The following is a 22,794-nucleotide window of genomic DNA, read 5'->3' as shown; positions in this document are numbered from 1 at the left end:
TGTTACATTCTCAATTTCTTATGAAATTCCCTCAGCGTATCCTTCTGGCAAAAGATAAATAATGCTGCCAGTGTCAGGAAACTGATACCCGCACATACTACTGACGGATAAACAAATTTCACAATTCCCGTCCAGACAAGTATCATAGGGATCACCCCCGCGATTCCTGCCTGTACAAGATAAAACAGATATTCTTCCCTCTCCAGACGGTTCACCTTTGCGATCACCGGAATGGAAAACTGCACTGCCAGAGCTCCAAATGGGAGTACAAAATCTACAGACCATCCCATCCAACCGATAAAGTGATCCCACAGAATCGCGATCACCGATATGATCAATAACTGCCACATTTCATTCTTCAGAATATTCCTCCGTTTGAAATACGCCACCATAACCACCAGCCATGCACAGGCACATCCCGCACCTGCAAACCAGAACCAGTTTAATGTTCCTGCAGTCATGAAATTGATCATTCCACAGATGACAGCAACTGCCAGGCACAAAAAACTGAATGTCTGCACGACTCTCTGGTTTTCTTTTTTCACCAGTTTTTGCTTCTCTCCGTATGCCGGAAATTCATTTTTTAATTCTCTGTGAGAAACTTCTTCCTCACTGAGCATCCTCTGAAAGTTTCTCTGAATACTGTCATCCGGTATCTTGGAAGTAAAGCCAAGTACCATCTCATCTCCGTAAGAACAAGAGCACATCTGCAGAGAATTTGTGCTGGCGAAGATTCCAAAATGCTGAATATATTCTTTATACTCCTCCGGGAAACGGATAATTCCGATATTAGAATAGACCGCTGTAATACTCCGACTCCCCAGATTTGCCCCGATCATAAGAAAATATTTCTTAATTTCCAGAGGAACCGCACGAACAAAAGGATTTTTCTCAATGCGCACATATCCGCTCATATGCATAGCAATCTTTTCTTTTACCAGTTCCTCCTGGAACTGTCTCTTTACATCCATCAATACATCTTCAAACGTTGTTGTATCCGAAAATGTATACCCGACCTCAATCCATCCGAAGAAATTCATCATTGACTGAGACGGAAAATAATTTCTAAGATTTACCGGAATCATCAAAGCTATCGGTCGCTTCTGCTGATTCTTCTCGATCTCTTCACGGATAGAGCACAACATCATCGCAGTCAGCAAAACTGTAATGGAAACACCATAGGAACGTGCTCTCTGATGGATATCTCTTACAGAAAGGGCAAGCTCTGTAATATGCATATCCGAATGCATCAGTTTCTCCCCTTTCAACTTGACTGCAGCCGGTTTCTTCCCCGTATCCTTCGGCGTATCTGAGGAATAATACTGGGAAAAACTGTCCTCTTCCTTATCTCCGTGTGTAATTTCCTCCTCGCTCTCTATCCTCGGCAGATTTGCCTGCGGATGCGCAAGAATCAGATAGTTCTGCACCAGTTCCTGCAGAAAATGCATTGCTCCTGTACCATCTGTCAGAGCATGATATACTTCAAAATTAATCCTGTTTTTGTCATAGCTTACCTGAAATAAAAGGGATTTCTTATCTGGAATATACAGACGGCTGCACGGAGGTTCTGTCTCCTGTTTTACAACTGCTCTGATATCTCTGTGCTCCAGATAGAACCAGAACAATCCCTTTCGCAGGACTGCCTGAAACAACGGATATTTCTCCATCGTCTGATCCAGTGCAGTCTGAAGGATCTCACCACTGACATTCTCCTTTATCTGACAGTAGAAGCGAAACACCCTGGTGTCATTCTTTCCTGTTACCAGTGGAAATGCCAGAGCTGCATTATCCAGTTTTCTCCATTTTGAGTATCCTGTATCCATAGTTTTCCTGCTTTCTTTTTCATCTCGCACATCTTACAGATTATTTATGAATTATAGTATCTGTTCGTAGCTTTTGTTCAGAAACTCGTTAATATATTTAAAACTCTCCTGCACATGCAGAAACTTAATTCCCAAGGCAAAGAAACCGTGAAATGCTCCCCGGATTCTGTGAAGTTCTACCATATTTCCTGCTGCCTGTAACTTTCCTGCATATGCTTCTCCTTCATCACGCAAAGGATCATATTCTGCTGTAAGAACCAATGTTTCCGGCAGATTTTTAAGATTCTTCTCCAGAATCGGCGCAAAGTATGGATTCTGTCTATCCTCTTCCGAGCTCTGATACAGCGTGAGATAATCTTCCATTTTTACTGCCGTAAGGAGATAATCGCTGCCATTCTCCTGCACAGATCTGTACGGAGATTCTTCTGTATAACAGTTTCCAAGTGCCGGATAGATCAAAATCTGACGGCGAGGTGTGAATTCCCCTCTGTCTCTTGCCATCAGACACACTGCTGCTGTCAGATTTCCCCCTGCACTGTCTCCAATGATCGTAATTTTCTCCGGATCTGTATTCAGAAACAACTGATTTGTATAGAGAGCTTTTGCGGCAGCATAGCAGTCCTCCAGCGGTATCGGAAATGTATGCTCTGGTGCCAGTCTGTACTCCACAGAAACCACGATATGTGCAGTCGCCTGTGCCATTCTGGAGCATACACGATCATAATTCTCCACACTCTCGGTTACCCAGCCGCCGCCGTGAAAAAACAGCAGTATCGGAAATGTATTGCCTTCTACAACTCCTGCCTGCATAGCTTCTTCTGTAGGAAAATACACTCTTATCGGAACCTCATAATCTCCGTTATAAACCTTTGCATCAAGTTTCTTCAAAAAAATCCTCATCGCATCCAGTTGTTTCAGATCTGCCAGTTTTCTGGACGATTCCACTTCAATATTTCCGTAGGACAGTGCATGCAGAATTGTTTTCATTGTCTTTGATATCAATATCTCTTATTTCCTTTCAGATTTTAGTCATCGGACAAAATCATCCGCCTTCTGTTAATTGATCGCTCCTGATCAGTCATGACGTTCGTCTTTATTACTGTACATCTCACAGAATCTCGCTGCAAATGCAGGCGGCTCCTCATGCACATATAAATGAGAAATATCACCAAATGCACTGATACGGAAACTTGCAATTCCTTCTCTTCTCTCCTCTGTATTGACAGTTGTCACAGAACTTGGTGCAGCACAAAAACCGTGCCACAGCACCATCGGAGAAGCACCGATCAGATGTGCAAGAAGCACACATTCCAGACCAAAATGGCAAAAGAATACCAATGTATCTTCATTTGGTTTCTCTACTCTGTAATAATGTCCTTCACGCACATATCCATGCTCTGCCAGAAGCTCGTCAAATTTCCCTGTTACATAGTCATAATAACCCTTTGCATCTGATTTCTGTAATCTTTCATTTTCATACCAGTGATCGTACTGATAGAAACGTTCGTCCTGTGTCCAGTCCTGGGGAAGCCAGTCCCATACTCTTTTCTGTCTGTCAGTAACGTCCGGACGATCGATCAGAACATCAAATTCCTGAAGCCAGTCACACTCTATTGCTGTACGGTTCATTTTCTTTAATGTAAGAGATGCCGTATCCTTTGCTCTTCCAAGAGGAGAGACATAGAAGTCTTTGACATCAAGTTTTGACAGTCTTTCCGACAGATATTCTACTTCCTTCCATCCTTTCTCAGTAAGCGAATCAATAGAATAATCCGGGTCTCCATGTCGTACGATCAATAATCTCATTTGTATTGTTTCCTTTCTGTATAAAATAAGACTCTTATTACAGTACAGTGATACTCTTTACTGAATTGTCATGCTATCACTGTTCATTATAATAAGAGTCTTACACATCCCCTCGTACGTGTCAAGTTGATATTTGTCAAAAAAGCTGTTCATGTATTACTGATCAACCGCCCTGCAGTTGATTCGGTCAGATCGTATCCGTAAAATCTGCCCCACTGACAGCTCTCTGCCAGTGATTTTCAATCGCCGGTTTTCCTTCTGCAAAGTACGGGATTCTCTCAGTTTCCAGTTCTTCCAGTTTGTCGATTCTGCCTTCCACATACTTCAAAAGTCTGCGTCTGCTGCTTTCCAGACGGGTGATCACACCACCCATTCTTAGATCGATCAGCTCGTATCCGAACGGCTTTGCATCTGTCATCCACAAATCTTCTCTGAGTTCTTTTAATTTCCACAATTTCTCTGTAAGATGTGGAATGATTTCCTCACAAAGCTGTCTCAATGTGGATAAATCTTGTGCATCATATGCCACTTTTATCTGCACACCAAGTTCCGATTTCTGTGACAGAATTTCTGCCAGACAATGATAATATTCAAAAAATCCTGTGTGATTTTTACAGATCTCTGCACTATTTTTCAGTCCTTCTGCCAACATTTTATAATACTCAGAAGCTCCCGCATTCTTCAAATGATAATCAAAAATTCCAAGCATTGCATCCTGATATAGCAGATATTTAGAAGGATTTTCAGACGCCATATTCACCTGATCACCAAGGAACAGTCTGTCAAATTTATCAAGTTTCAGGAACTCTTTTAGACTACTTTCCACAGCATCTCTGAACTCTTCTTCCAGCGTTGCTTCGTCAAATTCCTGATGAAATCCCAGATATGCAAATAATGCTGCTCCCGGCAGGATCGCATCTACTGGCGTCTCCGCCCCATTGTCCAGCCATGCTGTGCAGAACACTTCCGGTACCTTATATTTTTTACATGCAGAAAGTGCTGATTTTGTACAGGTAAAACTTCTGGAATAGTTTGGTGCGATTCCGTTCCAGATCCAGCATCCACCTGCAAATACAATCTTATCAGAAAGCTGTTTATGTACTTTCAGCATTTTTTCGTAAACACTCTCATCTTTGTTATAATAATCCCAGTACACCAGTCCAAGCTCCGGATCAGGCTTCTTCCAATCACTGCAATCGGCATCTTCCGGTACTTCATAGTAGCTTTTTCCTGTATTGGAAGTGATGTACATATCACTCCAGATCATAGGCTCCAGTCCCAGTTTCTTACAGATTTCCAGTACACGGGTACAATGTTCTTTGATCAGTTCTGAACTGTTTCTGTAGCCATTTTCTTTCAGATAATTTCCCAGGCCAAGCTGGACAGCTTCATCCATTCCCAGATGCACACGTCTTGTATGGAAGCTGTCCTTTACTGCGGTCAGAAGCTTCTCAATAAAAACATAACTCTCTTCTTTTCCCACCTGCAAAATATCCGGTGTGTCCACAATTTCTTCCGCTGACGGCCATTTCAACACATTGTGGAGATGCGCAAGAGTCTGAATGCACGGAATCAGTTCAATCCCGAATATCTGCGCATATGTATCCATTTCCTGTATTTCTTCTTTTGTATATCTTCCTCTGTAAGCTCCGAAATATGGCAGATCCGCTACCTCGTAAGTGTCTTCTGTGTAAAGAAGCAGTCGGTTCAGACCCATTTTTGCCAGTGTACGGATCATTTCTTTTACTTTCTCTACCGTAAATACTGCGTTGCGGGAACAGTCCAGCATCAGACCGTTTCCTGTGAAATATGCAGTTTCCCTTTTCTCAGATTTGCCTTCTGTATCTTTCAGATGTTTCTGCACCCAATTCAATGCTCTGAAAAAATGCGCCGGTTCATGGCAGCAAATTTCCACATCTTCATTCACCTGTTTTATTTCAAGTTCCATCCCTTCATGGAAACTCACATTTACCTTAATATCAGAAAAAACAGTCCCTTTTTTCTGACTTTCGACATTCCATTCTTCCTGCAGAATTTTTGTTCCCTTCTCAATCCTGCTGATATCCTCTTCTGCCCCCTGCAATATAAAATTCACACCCATCTTCTTCTCCTTTTACTTTACCCATTCCATTTCGACCTTCAATATCAAGCTGATAAAATCATCCATCCTTTCTCTTAATGAGAGTTATGAACTCTTTGACGAAGAAAGTATGACCAGAGCAGTTTCTATTCTTTCCAAAGCCCGCAGGGTTTACTGTTTCGGGTACAGTGCGGATGCAATGAAAGTCCTCTGCAATCCGGGTCAGTTGCTGCAAAAGTCGGTCAGTTATTTATCATTGACTGTCTGTTTTATGGATTCTGCTGCCAGAAGCCTGAGAGCAGATCCGCAGCACGTTCTGCAACAGCACAGGCTATCACAAATAAACTGTTATAATTTCGGCAGGCAGGTAAAAGCATACACTTCGCTGCCTGCTCATAACCAAACAACTTCACCGTTTATCTGGTAAAAAAAGGGATGTTCATCTGACACATCCCTTTTTTGGTTCCCGTTTTATTTACTTGCTTCAATTGCCTTCTGGAATCTCTGTGCGATCTCCAGCGGACGTGTGATCGCTCCGCCCACTACAATTGCCCATACACCTGTCTGAAGTGCTTTTACAGCTTGATCCGGATAATGGATCTTGCCTTCTCCGATAACCGGAATGTCTGTATCTTTTGCAAGCCTCTCCATCAGTTCATAATCTGGTTCATCCTTTTTGGATGTGTAATCCGTATATCCACTCATGGTTGTTCCAACGATATCTACGCCGCATTTCCATGCATTGATACCTTCTTCATAATTAGAAATATCAGCCATCAGGATAATGTCCGGATATTTCTCTTTGATCTGGGCGATAAATTCATTAACAGTTGTTCCATCCCCACGTTTACGAAGTGTACAGTCCAGCGCCACAACATCAGAACCTGCTGCTACCAGATCGTCAACTTCTTTCATGGTAGGTGTAATATATCCTTCATATCCAGGATACTGAATCTTCACCAGACCGATAACAGGAAGTCCTGTCTCTTCTTTGATCGCAATAACATCACGGATGCTGCTGGTACGGATCGCAGGTGTACCTGCCTGTTTTGCAGCACGGGCCATTAAATACATAATGGATTTCTCTTCTACATATAATGGTTCACCTTCTACTGCCTGACAGGAAATGATCATCTGTCCATGAATCGCATCCAGAATTTCTTTTTTGGTCATATTCTTTCCCCTTTTCTTTACATAGCTATGATCAGTTTCATACACTTCTGATACTGCTTTCATTTATGAGCTCATTATAGCATAAAGAAAATTATTTTCATGGTGATTAATATTTAAAAATTATTATTATTTTTAGTTCTGTTTCTATAATACTTTTACAATATTCAGTTCTTCATCTGTCAGCACAATATCTGCTCTTTTTCCAGGGGTAAGGGAACCAACTTTATCATAAATCCCGATACTTCTTGCAGGGTTTGCCGTTGCTGCCAGAATGGCTTCTCTTTCCGGAACGCCCATAGAAATAACACACTTCATGCAGTCAAAAAGGCAGGTTGCTGAACCGGCGATCGTACCATCCGCCAGAGTTGCTTTTCTGTCTTTCATCGTTACTTCCTGTCCACCCAGTTCATACAGTCCGTTCTCCATACCGGTTGCCATCATGGAATCACTGATAAGAATGACTCTGCTGTCTCCAAATAAACGGAAAGTATTGCGCACTGTTACCGGATGGATATGAATCCCGTCTCCGATCATTTCTACCATACAGTCCTGATCATCTGCTGCTGCACCGATCACACCAGGTTCTCTGTGCCCCATCGGGTTCATGGCATTATAAAGATGAGTCACATGAAGCGCTCCCTCTTTCATTGCTTCTGCCGCACAGTCATAATCTGCTGCTGTATGTCCGATAGAAATAACCACTTCGTTATGTAATTCTCTGATAAATTCCCTGGAACCTTCCATGTTTGGTGCAAGAGTTACTAGTTTGATCAGTCCACCTGCCGCTTCATTACATGCTCTGAAAAATTCAACGTCCGGTTTACGGATGTAGCCTTCTACATGTGCTCCCTTTTTTGCAGGATCAAGAAAAGGTCCTTCCATATTGATACCTACAATACGGGCACAGGTTTCATCCTGCTTTACATCCTTTGCTGTCTGGAAAATCTTAAGCAGTTCTTCTTTCGGAAGTGTCATGGATGTCGGACAGTAGGATGTGATTCCCTGAGACTTTTCATACTGAAGGATTGTTCTTAATCCTTCAACATCTGCGTCTGAAAAATCATGGCGGACTGCTCCATGACTGTGGATATCTACCAGACCAGGTAAAACCTTCATTCCTGCTGCGTTCAGTTCTGTTTTATCTGTCACTTCTTCTTCAGAAGCCACGATCCTGCCGTTTTCTATATACAAGTCTGTTATTTTATAGCTTCCGTCTTCCTGAAAAACTTTTCCATTCTTTATAATCATCTGATTTTTCCTCTTTTCTCCCTGAATTCCTGCTGTCAAGGCAGTTTACTGTTTATTTCAGAAACAGTGATCTGCCCGGTGCAGCCATATATTCTCATTATCTCACAGGAGTAAAAGTTACAAAAGTCCTTTTTCTTTAATAAGACTTAAAGCATCTTCATCTGCTACTACAGTTACATCCTGATGAAGCTGAAGAATAGATGCCGGTACATTTGGTGTGATCGGTCCGTACAGGGATTTGTACAGTGCATCTGCTTTGGCACTTCCTGTTGCTACAAGAAGGATTTTCTTAGCCGCCATGATATTCTTGATTCCCATGGTATATGCCTGTTTCGGCACTTCATCCATACTCTCGAAGAATCTTGCATTTGCCTTGATCGTGCTTTCTGTAAGATCTACACAGTGAGTTTCTTTCTCAAAAGCTTCGCCAGGCTCGTTGAATCCGATATGTCCGTTTCCACCGATTCCCAGAAGCTGGATATCGATTCCGCCTACGCTGCGGATGATCTCATTGTAATCGGCACATGCTTTGTCGCTGTCTTCTTCCAGTCCGTTTGGTACATAAGTTCTGGTTTTATCAATGTTTACATGATCAAACAGGTTTGTGTTCATGAAATAACGGTAACTCTGATCGTTATCACCGGAGAGTCCTTTATACTCATCCAGGTTTACAGATGTGATCTGAGAGAAATCAAGGTCACCTTTGTTGTACCATTCGATGAGCTGTTTATACAATCCAACCGGTGTGGATCCTGTTGCCAGTCCGAGAACTGCGTTTGGTTTCATAATAATCTGGGCAGACATGATATTTGCTGCTTTTCTGCTTACGTCCTGATAGTCTTTGCCTACATAAATGATCATAGTTTTTCTCCTTCTTCTGCGTGTCATCTGACACTTCCGATTTGTTATGGATTCATTATAATTCGCTCTGGTTCTATTTTCAACGAAAGTGTTATCTTTAGAATCTTCTTTCAATTTTTATCATTTTATTCTCTTCAACGGATTTGTTTTACCAACAGGATTGAAATTACTTTCTTTACTATTGTTTTTTTTGAAAATATTTACATTTCTCCTTGAGAAAAAAATTATGTGATGATATAGTAATTTCAGGATTATTTTTATCGCCGAAAACGAGACAAACGTTACTGTCCCCTCCGGGTCCAGTAACAAATAAACAGCAATATTTGCATACTACAGAAAGGACTGATTCCGCATGTCATTAAATAAGCATAAGATCATCCCTTTGATTGAATCTTATTATCATACATTTACTCCTCTGGAGAGAACGATCGCTGATTTCTTTATCCACAATACAGAAGAACAGGATTTCTCTTCCAAAAATATTTCAGGACTTCTGTATGTGTCGGAGGCTTCCCTTTCACGTTTCGCCCAGAAATGCGGATTTCACGGATACCGGGAGTTTATTTATGAATACAAACAGAGCCTGACTCCGGGTCCCGAAGAGAACATCCCGAATTTCGAAGTATCGGAATTTAATACTTATCAGGAACTTCTGAATAAATCCAACGCTCTGCTGGACAAAGCACAGATCGCACGGATCACAAATCTGCTGGTTTCCAAACCTCGTGTTTATGTCTACGGCAGAGGCAGTTCCGGACTCGTAGCGCAGGAGATGAAGCTACGTTTTATGCGGATCGGACTGAATATCGAAGCTGTCACAGACAGTCATATTATGAAGGTAAATTCTGTCATTCTGGATGAAAACTGTCTGGTCATCGGGATCAGTGTCAGCGGACAGACAGACGATATTATTTCTTCCCTGAAAGCAGCTCACCAGAGAGGTGCCTATACCCTTCTTATGACCGCAAGACAGGATAAATCTTATCAGGAGTTCTGCGATGAAACTCTGATCTTTGCAAGTATGGAACATCTGGAATATGGAAACATTATTTCCCCGCAGTTCCCGATCCTGCTGGTTCTGGATGTACTTTATGCGCATTATCTGCAGATTGACAGAAGTAAAAAAGAAGCACTGCATGAATACACGATACAGACACTTCAGCCTTTTCTGATCAAATAGTTCTGATATATAAGAAATATTCCCGACACTATCCATTGTCAAAACAGACATAAAAAAGTCCCCCTTAAGTAGATCTTGGTTATTTACCTTGTCCACTTAAGAGGGATCATTTTTATTTATTATCTTTTACAAGACGGATCACATTCCAGGATGCTTTATGAAGCATACTTGTCAGTTCACCATTATCCATGGTTGTCTGCTCTGTTGTTTTTGGTTTTACGTTTTCCTGTCCAAATGCATTGACTACCTTCAGGTCATCGCTTTCAAGTACGATATGCTCAGCAACTCTGTAGCCTTCGAAGCTTCTTACGTCTGTATTCAGAACAACATCTTCTTTCAGATTTCTATTTACTGCGAAGATAGTAACTTCTTCTTTTTCTTCATTGTAAACAGCAACTGCCTCGATATCTGTGATGCTTCCATGTCCGCTTGTCTCATGCTCTGTGGAAGAGATTACCGGCTGAAGTGCAACACCACGGCCATATTTGGATGCATGCATGAACGGATAGAAAATAGTCTGTTTCCAGGAACCGCCACCGTTCGGGTCTGTCATGATCGGAGCGATAACGTTGATGAGCTGTGCAAGGCATGCTACTTTTACTCTGTCAGAATGACGGATCAGAACGATCAGCATCAGACCTACCAGCAGAGCATCTTCGAAGTTGTAGATATCCTCAAGAAGCGGCGGTGCCACCTGCCATGGATGATTCTCTGTGATATCATTGTCAGCATCATTGGAATGATACCATACATTCCACTCATCAAAGCTGAGGTACATGTTCTTTTTGCTGCGTTTTTTCGCTTTTACATAGTCGCAGGTTGCGATGATGGTGCGGATAAATTCATCCATGTCATCGGATTTTGCAAGGAAGTCGTTGCTGTCGTCAGAACGGTTTCCGTAGTATGTATGAAGGGATAAATAATCTACATAATCATAAGTGTGACTCAGTACATGATCTTCCCAAAGCGCGAAGGTCGGCATATCTTTGTTAGAACTTCCGCATACAACGAACTCAATAGACGGATCAATGAGTTTCATTGCTTTGGCTGTCTCTTCTGCCAGTCTTCCGTACTCATCCATAGTCTTGTGGCCAATCTGCCATGGGCCGTCCATTTCATTTCCAAGGCACCAGGTTTTGAATCCGTATGGATCTTTCTGTCCGTGTTTGATACGGAGATCACTGTATTTGGTTCCACCTGGATGGTTGCAGTATTCCAGAAGGTTGCATGCATCTGTGATTCCTCTTGTTCCAAGATTGACTGCCATCATTACTTCTGAATTAGCTGCATCTGCCCATTTCTTAAATTCATGAAGTCCTACTTCGTTCTTCTCCAGACTTCTCCATGCAAGCTCCAGTCTGTGAGGTCTTTCCTCAACCGGTCCTACACTGTCTTCCCAGTAAAAGTTAGATACAAAGTTTCCGCCCGGATAACGTACGATCGGCACGTCCAGCTCTTTTACCAGATCAATGACATCCTTACGGAATCCGTCAGCATTGGAAAGTGGATGTCCTGGCTGATAAATTCCATCGTATACAGCTCTTCCCAGATGTTCAATAAAGGAACCATAAATTCTTTTGTCGATCTTGGAAATGGAGAATGCTTTGTCCACTACCATTTTTGCCTGTTTTGCCATAATGTTTTTTGAACCTCCGTTCTTAGTAATTGGTTTGAAAAATTAGTTTACCATTATGTTATTTGAGCTGCCTCATAAGTAATGTTAAATGATCACCAGTTACAGTAACATTAATTTCAAAACTCAATGGGACAGCTCATTTTTTATCATATCAGTAAGTTATAATTCAAATACTTACAACTTTTGATCAACCCTTAACAGCACCGGATGTCATACCATCGATCAGGTATCTCTGGAAGATCAGGTAGATAATCAGGATTGGAAGAATACCGAACATGGAACCTGCGATCAGAAGGTTGTAGTTATTTCCATAAGGTGTAAGCAATGTATTCAGACCGATCTGCAGTGTAAATTTGTTTGTATCACGGAATACCAGCATCGGCCATAACATGTTGTTCCAGGAACCCATCGCACAGAGGATTGCCATGGATGCAAATGCCGGTTTGGTTATCGGCATCATAATCTTAACACTGATACCATACTCTGTGCATCCGTCGATTCTTCCTGCATCCAGAAGTTCTTTCGGAAGACTCTGCATGTACTGTTTAAAGAAGAAAATCGTCGACGCACCACATAGTCCGGGGAGAATAACACCGGCTCTTGTATTGATGATCCCAAGAGATGTAACCTCGTTGTACAGAGGAAGCATCAAGATTTCAAAAGGAACACACATAGTTGCGATTACCAGGAAGAATAAAAATCCCTGAAGTTTAAATTTGTACATGGTCAGACCGTATGCGATGAAGTAGCATACCAGCAGTGTCAGAACTACTGTGATCAGTGTCAGGATCAGACTGTTTTTATACCACATAAAATATTTTCGGGAATCCTCATTTCCGGAAAACAGGTATTTGTAGTTATCCAGATGCATCTTGGAAAAATCAAGATTCAGGGACATACCTTTCATAACCACTTCACGGCCTTCCTGGAAGGAAGCGAAGAAACCTGCAAGAAGCGGGAATGCGATCAGCACACAGAGGATAGCGAAAAGCCCTGTGGATAATACAGACGCAACTTTATGATTTGATTCCATTGTCTTTGGCTGAGCTGCTGTTTTTGCCATATCACTTTTCCTCCTTCTTGAATGTTCCTGTTGCCACAAGCTGGACAACATTGATAGCCAGGGCAATGACCAGAAGCACCATACCTACGGCACACGCATAACCCATATCATTTTTCTCAATACCACGTTTATACAGATATCCTACGATAGTAAGACCAATGTTCTTCGGTGATGAGTTACCGTTCCACAGCATAAAACTCTCAAGGAACATGGACAGACCGGCATATACGGAAATTGTAATAACATAGATGGTTGTCGGTTTCAGAAGCGGCAGTGTCACATACCAGAATTTCTGTTTTGCGTTGGCACCGTCGATGTCTGCTGATTCATAAAGAGATGTATCAATACTCTTTAAACCGGAAATAAAATACAGCATGTTAACACCTGTCCATCTCCACATACAGAGTAATAACAGAGCTATCCATCCGGTAGTCTTTGCTTTCAGCCATGGAATACTTGCATTTCCAAGCAAATGCATTAACTGGTTCATCTGTCCGTTATCACCTTCTGAGAACATCAGTCGGAATAACATACCGGAAATAACTACAGATGTAAGTGCCGGAATGTACATGATCACTTTCCATACGCCTTTGGCTTTGGTAAGACGGCTTTCCATCAGTACTGCAAGCATCATTGGGATTGGAATCAGCAGGAGCAGTGTCAGAAGCATGTATTCCACACTGTTAAATACAGCCGTCTTGAAGAACTTATCGGAAGCCAGTTTCTGGTAATGCTTCAGACCAACCCACTGAGAACCGCCAAATGAAATATCCTGAAAACTCATTACAATACCACTGATGAGCGGATATAACCAGAATACCAGAAGGCTGATAACAAACGGAAGTACGAATACGTAGGGTGCCACCTTCTGAGAATAGAGCATCTTTTTCACTTTATTCACAATGAATTCCTCCTCTTCTAAAAATAGAGGTAACTTTTCAGTATCTCACAGAATCATGATTTACTGGACAGTTACAGTTAATTTCTTTTTTCTTATTACTGTTATCCTGAAAAGAAATCAGACTCCACATCCTGTGAAAATCTCATTTCTCACCAGGATAGCAGTAAAGGAGGTCAGGGAATGCGGTTCCCTGGCCTCCCATATCATTTCGGTCACTGCAGTAACCGTTCTTTATTCACTTGATCAGTGAACCATTATCATTTTATTATTCACACTCGAAATCAAGATAATCCTGTGCATCCTGAAGCGCTTCTTCTACATCCATGCCATCCTCTAATACATTGTTCAGAGTTGTTGTACACATGTAATCGTTCAATGTCGGAGAGTTCTTTGTTGTGTAAATAGTTCCGATCGCATCATTTTCAGCAAGTTCATTCAGCACTTCGTATGGTTTTACACGGAAGAATGTATTATATGTATTGGACTCATCATAAGCAAACGCTTCGTCAGACCATAATGCTGTGTTGCAGACATCAAATCCAAGTTCGTTCCAGATCAGGTTTTCACCTTCTTCAGAGCATTTAGCCCATGCAAGCCATTCAGCTGCAAGTTCAGGATTCTCACACTGATTGGTTACAACAGTACCTGTACCACCGATACCAACGGAGCATTTCTGTCCTTCTTCAAATACAGGGCATGTTGTGATGTCATATTTGCCTTCCATCTCCGGCATGTAATCTTTGAAACGGCTCATGTACCACATAGCTTTCGGGAAGGAAGCAATCTTGCCATCCATGATGTTAGAGAAACCAGCTTCAAGGTCAACATGTCCGTCTGTGGATACCATTGCGATTCCATCGTTTAACCAGTTCTGCTGCATTGTGAGCATTTCTTTTACAGAATCAAGCTGTACGTTTACAGTTCCGTCCGGACCGCCTGTCCAATCTTCACCGTTCTCAGCCATTGCAAGCCACATCCAGTCAACACCGCCTGTATCAACAGAAGTTAAGTACACTTCACCGTTGGAAGCTTCTTTTAACTCTTCACCAAGTTTGGTATAATCATCCCATGTCTTTACAGATTTGTAATCTAATCCGTAAGATTCAAGAAGATCCGCGTTCCAGTACATAACAGTTGCACCTACATGGAAAGGAACACCAAGTCTTGTTCCGTCAGCTTTGGAATAAACATCAAGTCTGGACTGTACCATTGTGTCTTCATATGGAGCAAGTGCATCATTCATGGAATACAGAGGGCTGTCATCGCCGGAATAGTTCGGAAACTGTCCGATCTCGATATCGCAGAGGTCAGGAGCACCGGATCCTGCCTGTAAGGACATCATTAATTTGTTATGCATATCAGAGTATGGATATGTACTGAATGTAATCTGGATCTGTTTGTCCGGATTCTCTTCATTCCATTTCTCTACCATTTTTCCGTAAAATTCGTTATGCAGGTCTACAAATGACCACATCTCATACTTTGTTCCATCATCAGGACCTACGGTTGTTACTGCTGTAGGCTCTCCTTCAGCCGGTTCTTCGCTCTCAGCAGCTTCCTCTGTTGTGTCTTCTTCTGCAAAGACATTCACTGCCATGCCCATACTGGACACTGCCATAGCCGCAGTCATAAATAACGCGAACAATTTTCTTCTCTTCATAAAAAGATCCTCCTTTTTTTGCATTTCTTTGCGCTCTTCCGGTTTCAATGATGCCATTGTACAAACCCCATAATTATTTCGTATTTTTTTAAAATATATAGTCCATCTTTTATTATGGTCATTTTGCACAACTTTTTTATTTTCAGCTCCGGTTTATGTTGATATTATATAATTTATTCCTGTAAATGTCAATATATTTTTGATTTATTTTTATTATTTTAGTTTTATCTAAAATAAATGCCTGTTATTTATTCGTCAATCTATCTATTTTTTTGCTATTTCCCTATGTTTTTTTAACTAATTTTATGGTAAAATAACTAATCAAAACGTATTTTTCTAAAATTACTTATTTAGCATTATATACCGTAAATACAGCTAAAAGGAGGTTTTTTACATGAAATCCTGTTCTGTTTCCGATGGTCTTTCCATCTTCAAAGCTCTCGGTTCCCCTGTCCGTGTACAGATCCTGCGTCTGATCCAGCAAAAAGAAGGGCTGAACATTAAGCAGATTGCACAAAGCCTGAAGATTCCCGTTACAACCCTGTCCCCTCACCTTAATCTTCTGGCCGAAGCCGGGCTGATAGAATTCAGGGATGAATCTCTCACGCACGGAACACAGAAACGCTGCTATTTTATAAAAGACTGGGATCAGCTTCTGGTAAATATGGCGCTTTCCGGTCCTGATCTGCAGATTTACAGTGCAGAAATTGGTGTGGGACATTTTTCTGATTTCTCAGTAACTCCCACCTGTGGTATGGCAACTTCTACTTCTTTTGTAGGACAGTTGGATCAGCCACGGTATTTTATACACCCCGTCAGCCGCCAGGCAAGGATCGTCTGGTTCACCACCGGATATCTGGAGTATATACTGCCCAATTTCATCCCTGAGCACAGCGTGATCGAAGAACTGACAGTTTCCTTTGAGATCAGTTCCGAAGCACCCCGATTCTGTGATGTATGGCCTTCGGACATTACCTTTTCCCTGAACGGTGTGATCCTTGGCACCTGGATCAGTCCTGGAGATTACGGAAACCGCAGAGGGAAATACAATCCTTCCTGGTGGTTTTCTTTTCTGAATCAGTATGGTTTGCTAAAAAAACTGACGATCACTCCTGAAGGCACTTTTCTGGACGCAGAAAAGCTGTCCGATGTTTCCACCAGACAGCTTGCACTCACTGATCAGTCCGTTATGAAATTGCGCTTTTCTGTTCTTCCGGGCGCTGAGCATCCCGGCGGGTGTACTCTTTTTGGTGCAGGTTTCGGAGATTATAACCAACATATACGGATTACCATAGGATATCATCCCGAAAACATCTGATTTCTCCGCCTGACTTCAGATCTATATACTGCCCGGATACTCCCACAATCATTTATGGCAACAGATATTTTACGCCCCATATGGTTTCATTATTGTCCCCCTTAGCGCTGAAGCACATCGTATCATTGCCTGCCTCATCGGTCATTTCCAGGACAACTCCTGTATAAGTTTTTTCACCGAGAGTCACATCAATATATGGTGTGCCTTCTTCTGCTTCCCATGCACCTTCCAGTTCTTCTCCGGTAACTGTTCCGTCTGCATTAAGCTGAATCCTCTGCGGTTTATGTACCTTGTCCGAAATATCCGTACCATGATTTACCAGATAAAAAGTACCCTGGATTTCATCTCCGGAATATCCATCCTCTTTCAATGTCTCGCCGTCTGTGGCAAATGGCGCAGCAACCAGCCATCCGTCTTTTGTGCGGAACAACTGATGTACACGAGGCTCATGAAGTTCTCCGGTTTTAGCAAAACGCTGATGATAGACCAGATATAATTTACCATCTTCATCTTCAAATGCAGTCTGACCGCCTGGTGCCATATAGGTCTGGGTAAGACTTGGGAATGTATAATTTCCCATCATTTTCAGTCCATGATCCTTATGCTCCACAAATAAATACATATCCTTTCCTGCTGCATCTGTATAAGTTCCGTCCACAGTATCACAGCGGAAAAGACGCATCTGATAACCTCCTTTTGCCTGCAGATTTCCATAGGACAAAAACAGATAATAATATCCACTGGTCTCATCATACATAATATGCGGGCCTTCGATGGAGTTGTGATAACCACCGAGAAGTTTCTTGCCATAATAACTGTCCACATGATTTGCTTCGTCTGCTTCCGGATAAATCGGATAGCCTGTCTCTTCATCAATCTCAATCAGAAAAATACCACCGGACCAGGAGCCATAGACCATCCACATACGCCCGTCTTCATCATAAAAAACATCCGGGTCAATACAGTTTGGCCAGTTATTGTTGTCATAAGACGCTGCTGTATATGGCCTCGGGTCTGTTCCCATCAGTTCTTCGATATTACTTTCCTTAACATCATGATAGCTATAACCAGAGTACAGGAATGTATCCTCATAGTGATACGGACCTTCAATGTCGTCTGCTGTTGCAAAGCAGATATTGGATTTCACATAAGAGGATGTGGTGCAGAAATACATCACATATTTTCCCATTTTTTTGTTATAGATGACATCCGGCGCCCACACGGAATAACCACCTTCTTCGTTCTTTCCTACATAAGTAAACGCTGCCGGATCGCCGTCTTCTTCTCCGTCAAAAAGATTGTCAAACAGCTTATTCTCTGCGTTGACCCCGGAGGAAAAACCGGTCCAGTTTCTCAGATCTGTGGACTTCGCAGATTCCATATGGGAGCCAAAGATATAGTAAGTGTCATTGTCTTTGATGACAGATGGATCATGCACAGAAACTCCGGCAGTGAATCCGCCTTTCTTAATCCGGCTCTCAATATCATCTGTGCCTGCTGTTTCTTTTTCGTTTGCCACATCTGTTGTCTCTGCTGTGCCATCAGCAGCTTCCGCAGCATATATACTCTGTGATCCGAGAAGCATCATTCCTGTCAGCCCCAGAATTATTCCCCATTTTTTTCTCATACCAGTTCTCCTGTTTTCCAAATATTATCCCATCTCAGGTTTCGTTAATCTTCGTAAGAAAATATCGGTGCGCCTGTTTTTTCATCCCAGCGGATTTTCATCAGCATGGCATGACGGTTTGGATTGTACAGCGGATTCCCTTCAATCTCTGCTTCTGTTCTCGCATGATAAACCATGATCGGGTTTCCTTCTTCGTCTTCAGTAAAGGAATTATGCCCCGGTCCATAGATTCCTCTGGACTCATCTGTACGAAGAACCGGATAACGTTCTTTTGTCCAGGATTTCGGGTCAAGAAGATCAGAATCTTCATCTGCTGCAAGCATTCCCATGCAGTATGCAGCGCCTGTCTCAGATGCAGAATAAGTAAGATAAATCCTGCCGTCATGATGAATGACTGCCGGTCCTTCATTCACCCAGAACCCAACTCTTTCCCAGTCATAATCCGGCGAAGTAAGAAGTACCTGAACGGTTTTCAGTTTATACGGAGTTTCCATTTCACCAATATAAAGGTTGGAAATCTGTTTGCCGACTCCTACCTTCTCAGCCCATACATAGTAATGTTTTCCCTTGTTTTCAAATACTGTTGCATCCAGAGAGAAAGCTTCAAAAGAAAATTCATCTGCATCCGCACGTCCCATCTTACCTTTCTCTGTCCAGACTCCTGTAAGCGGATCTGTATCTGCACATTCCAACACATATGGGCGGATTGCCCAGACATCATCTTTGTCCCCGCCTGCAAAATAGATATACCATTTACCATCCAGATAATGAAGCTCCGGCGCCCAGATATGTTCGCTCATGATTCCTTCTTTGTGTTTCTCCCAGACTGTCACTTCTTCCGCATCTTTCAGTCCTGCCAGAGTTTCGCTTCTTCTCAGCACAATCCGGTCATAGGCCGGTATGGATGCTGTAAAATAATAGTTTCCATCTGTGTGGCGGTAAACATATGGATCTGCTCTCTGCAGAATCCATGGCTCATTGTACTTAAGTTCTTCACTCATTGTATGTCCTCCTGTTCGCTTTTTATTTTAGATTTATATAAATTATTTTTTATGTATTTAAAATTGTACTGCATTTTTCAGAAAATATCAACTATATTTTTTTCTTTTCGTTGCACATTTTTTGCAGATTCGTTATAATTTACCGTAAACGTTGCAAAATCATTTTTAACAGAAAGGGAAATCCGTTATGTTATATATTAAAAGTCTGGAGCAGGCGGTCCCTGTCTTCAAAGCTCTTGGTTCTGACATCCGCATACGGCTGATCCAGACTCTCCTTGAGCATCAGGAAATGAATATGAATGAACTGGCTTCCAGTCTGGGGATTACCAACGGTGCCCTGACCAGCCATGTAAAGAAACTCGAAGAATCTGGAATTCTCGCAATTCTTCCAGAGCATTCCGGCCACGGAAACCAAAAGGTCTGTCGCATTAATGTTGACAAGATTCTGGTTGATATTGCATCTAACAATGACAGCCCGGCTGAAGACAGTTACTCTATTGACATTCCGATCGGCAACTACTTTAATTATTCTGTTTATCCGACCTGTGGACTGTCTACTACCGATAATCTCATCGGTGAGGTAGATGATCCTCGTTATTTTGCTCATCCGAGCCATGTAGATGCAAAGATTTTATGGTTTGGACGGGGATTTATTGATTACCGCATTCCAAATATGCTCCCTCCGGGACAGAAGATCGATCGTCTGACACTCTCCTTTGAGATCAGCTCAGAAGCTCCCGGAGTCAACAGTGACTGGCCTTCTGATATTTCCTTTTTCCTGAACAATACAAAGGTCGGAACCTGGACAAGCCCCGGAGATTTCGGTGATGTCCACGGTATGTTCACTCCTGACTGGTGGTTCCCGAACTGGAATCAGTATGGGCTGCTGAAGATGCTTGTCATTGACCGTCATGGTACTTTTATCGATGGATTAAAGATTTCTGATGTGAATACACAGCAGCTCACTTTTACCTCTCAGGATGATATGGTATTCCGTTTCCAGGTGGATGAACCATCTCTGAATATTGGCGGTCTGACACTCTTCGGAAAAGATTTCGGAAACTATAATCAGGATATTAATGTGAAAGTGCATTATACTCCAAATGTATAATTTTACAGAATATCTGAAAACAGCAAAAGCAAGGAACCCATGTGTTTTGCCACATAATTCCTTGCTTTTGTTTTATATTTCATCTGATTCTCCGATTATTCTCCGCGCATCCAGACTCTCATCTGATTTTCTCCGCGGTTGCCCCATGTGTAATACGGCACTGCTGTCAGTGTTGTCAGCGTTCTCACCGGTGCAACTTCACTGTACAGAGAATCTCCCACTGTTTCCAGCTTACGTGCTTTGATCTTAAGCAGGACGCAGCCTTCCAGCAGGCCCTCTTTGCAGACTTCCTCTTCCATCTTTGCATCTTCAAAGATGTGGTAAGACTGAAGCAGACCCAGATTATCCACACCCTCGAAACAATAAACCATCGGCCCGCGCATAAACGCTACACAGCCAGCATCTTCTCTTACTTTAAGGTTTGCATAAATCTTGCGGATCTTCATCGGGAAAACAAGTTCTACTTCATCATTTTCCCACACTCTCTTAAGGATCAGATATCCCTTTTCCACATCTGTCGTGATATCTTTCACTTTTCCATTTATACGCACCTGAACAGAACCCGGGCGTACCCAGGATGGGATATGGATTCCCAGGATAGTCTCTTCCTCTGTTTTTCCGGTTATATGATAGGTCACTCTGCCATCCCACGGATAGTTGCTCTCTACAGTTACATCCATCTTATCAAAGTGTGCTTCTGTGCCTGCCGGGATATGAGAATAAACCCCATCTTCTGTCTCACTCCACAGATATTTACCAAGAGACATCAGCAGACGGACTACATTGGGAGGACAGCATGCACATGTATACCAGCCCGGACGCTCCGGCAGAACATGCTTATATCCGTATAATTTCCCGCTGACTCCAGGTTCTGTTTCCAGTGGATTCACATAGAAAAACCGCTTTCCGTCAAGCTGCATTCCGCTGATGATTCCATTATAAAGTGCACGTTCCATCACATCTGCATAACGTCCATCCATCACATTATCAAGCATCTTTCTTGCAAAAAATACCAATCCGATAGATGCGCAGGTTTCCGCATAAACGGTGTCATTCGGCAGATCATAATCAATGGTAAATGCTTCTCCGTCTACGGTACTGCCGATTCCTCCGGTGATATACATTCTCTTCTGAGTCATGTTCTCCCAGAGATCACAGCATGCCTGATAGAGTTTTTCATCTTTGTAAAGAGAAGCCAGTTCTGCCATGGCAGTATACATATAAACTGCACGGACACTATGTCCTACTGCTTCTTTCTGCTCATAGACAGTAGCATGTGCCTGATTGTATTCTCTGTTATTCACATCCATATCGAAGTGAACCCAGCCTCTTTTTTCTTTTTCTTTGACAAAGTAATCCGGATCTTTTCCACGCTGTTCGATGAAATATCTGGCAAGATCTTTGTAGTTTTCTTTTCCGGTTACTTCATAGAGACGCAGAAGCCCCAGCTCAATTTCCTGATGTCCCGGGATGCCCGGTTCTTTGCCTTCTTCTGTTCCGAAACGTTTCTCGATATGTTCTGCCATACGCTCCATCACATGAAGCAGACGGTCTTTTCCTGTCACTTCATAGTAAGCGGCTGCTGCCTCCATCATATGTCCGGCACAGTATAATTCATGGCATTCCTGTAAATTCTGCCAACGGTGTTCCGGCTCTTTGATAGTAAAAAATGTATTCAGATAGCCATCATCCTGCTGTGCTTTTTCAATGATCTCAATAACCTTATCTGCCCGTTCTTCCAGCTCCGGGTCTGGACGGACTTTCAATGCATATGCCACACCTTCCAGCCATTTGGCAACATCACTGTCCTGGAAAACCATGCCATAAAACTCGCCCTCTTCCAGTCCTGCTGCAATACGGAAGTTTGCCAGTGCATGGCTTTTCTCTACTCCCGGAATCTCATCATTTAGTATTTTCTCCTGATAAGGAATAACTGTATCCATTACCAGTTCCTGGTATCCGTGCCAGAATTTATCGGTCACTTTTACCTTGTTTAATAACCCTTCTTTTAAACCGTCTTTCATTTCTGCGCCTCCCATTTTGCCGGAAGATCCGGACATTTTCGCACCTTCTGTACAGCCCGCAGTTCTACAAAGCATCCGCAGAGTCTGCACATCCCATTCATTAAGCGGTCACAGGTGCTGCATATGTTAAGCCTTTTTTCGTAAGTCTGCTGGTCTACTTTCAGATCCTCATCCATGCGCTGAATGTAGCGTGACAGATCCTCGTAAAAAGCCTCTTCATTATTCTGTCCGGGCAGACATTTTCTGCACACACGCAGCTTCCCGTTCATATCATACTCCTTT

General features: G+C 42.4%; 18 protein-coding genes. 3 read left to right on the top strand and 15 right to left on the bottom strand.

Features of this window, described 5'->3' with window-relative positions:
* Nucleotides 1–2: 2 nt before the first annotated feature.
* The 7 genes from KQI87_RS14175 to nagB form a co-directional block, all read right to left on the bottom strand.
* The gene (locus KQI87_RS14175; RefSeq protein WP_216460692.1) at nucleotides 3–1,823 is read right to left on the bottom strand and encodes a DUF6320 domain-containing protein; all 1,821 of its coding nucleotides are present in this window, start codon (nucleotides 1,821–1,823) and stop codon (nucleotides 3–5) included.
* A 51-nt stretch (nucleotides 1,824–1,874) separates the two neighbouring features.
* Nucleotides 1,875–2,810, bottom strand: coding sequence for an alpha/beta hydrolase (locus tag KQI87_RS14170; RefSeq protein WP_216460708.1), 936 nt, complete (start codon nucleotides 2,808–2,810; stop codon nucleotides 1,875–1,877).
* A gap of 87 nt (nucleotides 2,811–2,897) precedes the next feature.
* Nucleotides 2,898–3,629, bottom strand: a complete 732-nt coding sequence (locus tag KQI87_RS14165; protein WP_216460691.1) for a histidine phosphatase family protein — start codon at nucleotides 3,627–3,629, stop codon at nucleotides 2,898–2,900.
* A 187-nt stretch (nucleotides 3,630–3,816) separates the two neighbouring features.
* Nucleotides 3,817–5,730, bottom strand: coding sequence for a beta-N-acetylhexosaminidase (locus tag KQI87_RS14160; protein WP_216460690.1), 1,914 nt, complete (start codon nucleotides 5,728–5,730; stop codon nucleotides 3,817–3,819).
* A 450-nt stretch (nucleotides 5,731–6,180) separates the two neighbouring features.
* Complete coding sequence (locus KQI87_RS14155) at nucleotides 6,181–6,882, bottom strand: N-acetylmannosamine-6-phosphate 2-epimerase (protein WP_216460707.1); 702 nt, start codon at nucleotides 6,880–6,882, stop codon at nucleotides 6,181–6,183.
* A 144-nt stretch (nucleotides 6,883–7,026) separates the two neighbouring features.
* Nucleotides 7,027–8,130: an N-acetylglucosamine-6-phosphate deacetylase gene (nagA, locus tag KQI87_RS14150; protein WP_216460689.1), complete on the bottom strand. Its 1,104-nt coding sequence runs from the start codon at nucleotides 8,128–8,130 to the stop codon at nucleotides 7,027–7,029.
* Between the two features lie 117 nt (nucleotides 8,131–8,247).
* Nucleotides 8,248–8,991, bottom strand: coding sequence for a glucosamine-6-phosphate deaminase (gene nagB / locus KQI87_RS14145; protein ID WP_173704611.1), 744 nt, complete (start codon nucleotides 8,989–8,991; stop codon nucleotides 8,248–8,250).
* Between the two features lie 352 nt (nucleotides 8,992–9,343).
* On the opposite strand from nagB, the gene KQI87_RS14140 reads away from it, so the two are divergent.
* Nucleotides 9,344–10,171 (top strand): MurR/RpiR family transcriptional regulator, encoded by an 828-nt coding sequence (locus tag KQI87_RS14140; protein ID WP_216460688.1) that lies wholly within the window; start codon nucleotides 9,344–9,346, stop codon nucleotides 10,169–10,171.
* A gap of 112 nt (nucleotides 10,172–10,283) precedes the next feature.
* Here KQI87_RS14140 and arfA read toward each other — a convergent pair whose 3' ends face one another.
* The 4 genes from arfA to KQI87_RS14120 form a co-directional block, all read right to left on the bottom strand.
* Nucleotides 10,284–11,807 (bottom strand): arabinosylfuranosidase ArfA, encoded by a 1,524-nt coding sequence (gene arfA, locus KQI87_RS14135; RefSeq protein WP_216460687.1) that lies wholly within the window; start codon nucleotides 11,805–11,807, stop codon nucleotides 10,284–10,286.
* Between the two features lie 187 nt (nucleotides 11,808–11,994).
* A complete protein-coding gene (locus KQI87_RS14130) occupies nucleotides 11,995–12,870 on the bottom strand; it encodes a carbohydrate ABC transporter permease (RefSeq protein WP_216460686.1) in 876 nt (291 codons plus the stop codon).
* A 1-nt stretch (nucleotide 12,871) separates the two neighbouring features.
* Nucleotides 12,872–13,771, bottom strand: a complete 900-nt coding sequence (locus tag KQI87_RS14125; protein WP_330593985.1) for a carbohydrate ABC transporter permease — start codon at nucleotides 13,769–13,771, stop codon at nucleotides 12,872–12,874.
* Nucleotides 13,772–14,036: 265 nt separating this feature from the next.
* Nucleotides 14,037–15,431 (bottom strand): ABC transporter substrate-binding protein, encoded by a 1,395-nt coding sequence (locus tag KQI87_RS14120; protein ID WP_216460685.1) that lies wholly within the window; start codon nucleotides 15,429–15,431, stop codon nucleotides 14,037–14,039.
* A 394-nt stretch (nucleotides 15,432–15,825) separates the two neighbouring features.
* Between KQI87_RS14120 and KQI87_RS14115 the strand changes: the two genes are divergently transcribed.
* Complete coding sequence (locus KQI87_RS14115; RefSeq protein ID WP_216460684.1) at nucleotides 15,826–16,749, top strand: ArsR/SmtB family transcription factor; 924 nt, start codon at nucleotides 15,826–15,828, stop codon at nucleotides 16,747–16,749.
* A gap of 52 nt (nucleotides 16,750–16,801) precedes the next feature.
* On the opposite strand, the gene KQI87_RS14110 is transcribed toward KQI87_RS14115, so the two are convergent.
* Both KQI87_RS14110 and KQI87_RS14105 read right to left on the bottom strand, forming a co-directional pair.
* Entirely contained in the window at nucleotides 16,802–18,376 is a 1,575-nt protein-coding gene (locus tag KQI87_RS14110; RefSeq protein WP_216460683.1) for a glycoside hydrolase family 43 protein, read from the bottom strand.
* A 44-nt stretch (nucleotides 18,377–18,420) separates the two neighbouring features.
* Complete coding sequence (locus KQI87_RS14105; RefSeq protein WP_216460682.1) at nucleotides 18,421–19,377, bottom strand: family 43 glycosylhydrolase; 957 nt, start codon at nucleotides 19,375–19,377, stop codon at nucleotides 18,421–18,423.
* A 187-nt stretch (nucleotides 19,378–19,564) separates the two neighbouring features.
* Here KQI87_RS14105 and KQI87_RS14100 point away from each other — a divergent pair, with 187 nt between their 5' ends.
* The gene (locus KQI87_RS14100; RefSeq protein ID WP_216460681.1) at nucleotides 19,565–20,488 is read left to right on the top strand and encodes an ArsR/SmtB family transcription factor; all 924 of its coding nucleotides are present in this window, start codon (nucleotides 19,565–19,567) and stop codon (nucleotides 20,486–20,488) included.
* A gap of 95 nt (nucleotides 20,489–20,583) precedes the next feature.
* Here the strand turns inward: KQI87_RS14100 and KQI87_RS14095 are convergent, their stop codons facing one another.
* Entirely contained in the window at nucleotides 20,584–22,512 is a 1,929-nt protein-coding gene (locus KQI87_RS14095; RefSeq protein ID WP_216460680.1) for a glycoside hydrolase family 127 protein, read from the bottom strand.
* Nucleotides 22,509–22,781, bottom strand: a complete 273-nt coding sequence (locus KQI87_RS14090) for a DUF6171 family protein (protein WP_216460679.1) — start codon at nucleotides 22,779–22,781, stop codon at nucleotides 22,509–22,511. Before KQI87_RS14090 ends, KQI87_RS14095 begins: the two co-directional genes overlap by 4 nt.
* Nucleotides 22,782–22,794 lie beyond the last annotated feature (13 nt).

This window comes from Blautia sp. MSJ-9, assembly GCF_018919065.1.
In the GTDB taxonomy this organism is placed as follows: domain Bacteria; phylum Bacillota; class Clostridia; order Lachnospirales; family Lachnospiraceae; genus Blautia_A.
Note: the sequence above shows the minus strand (reverse complement) of the source record. Positions and strands in the feature narration are given on the sequence as shown.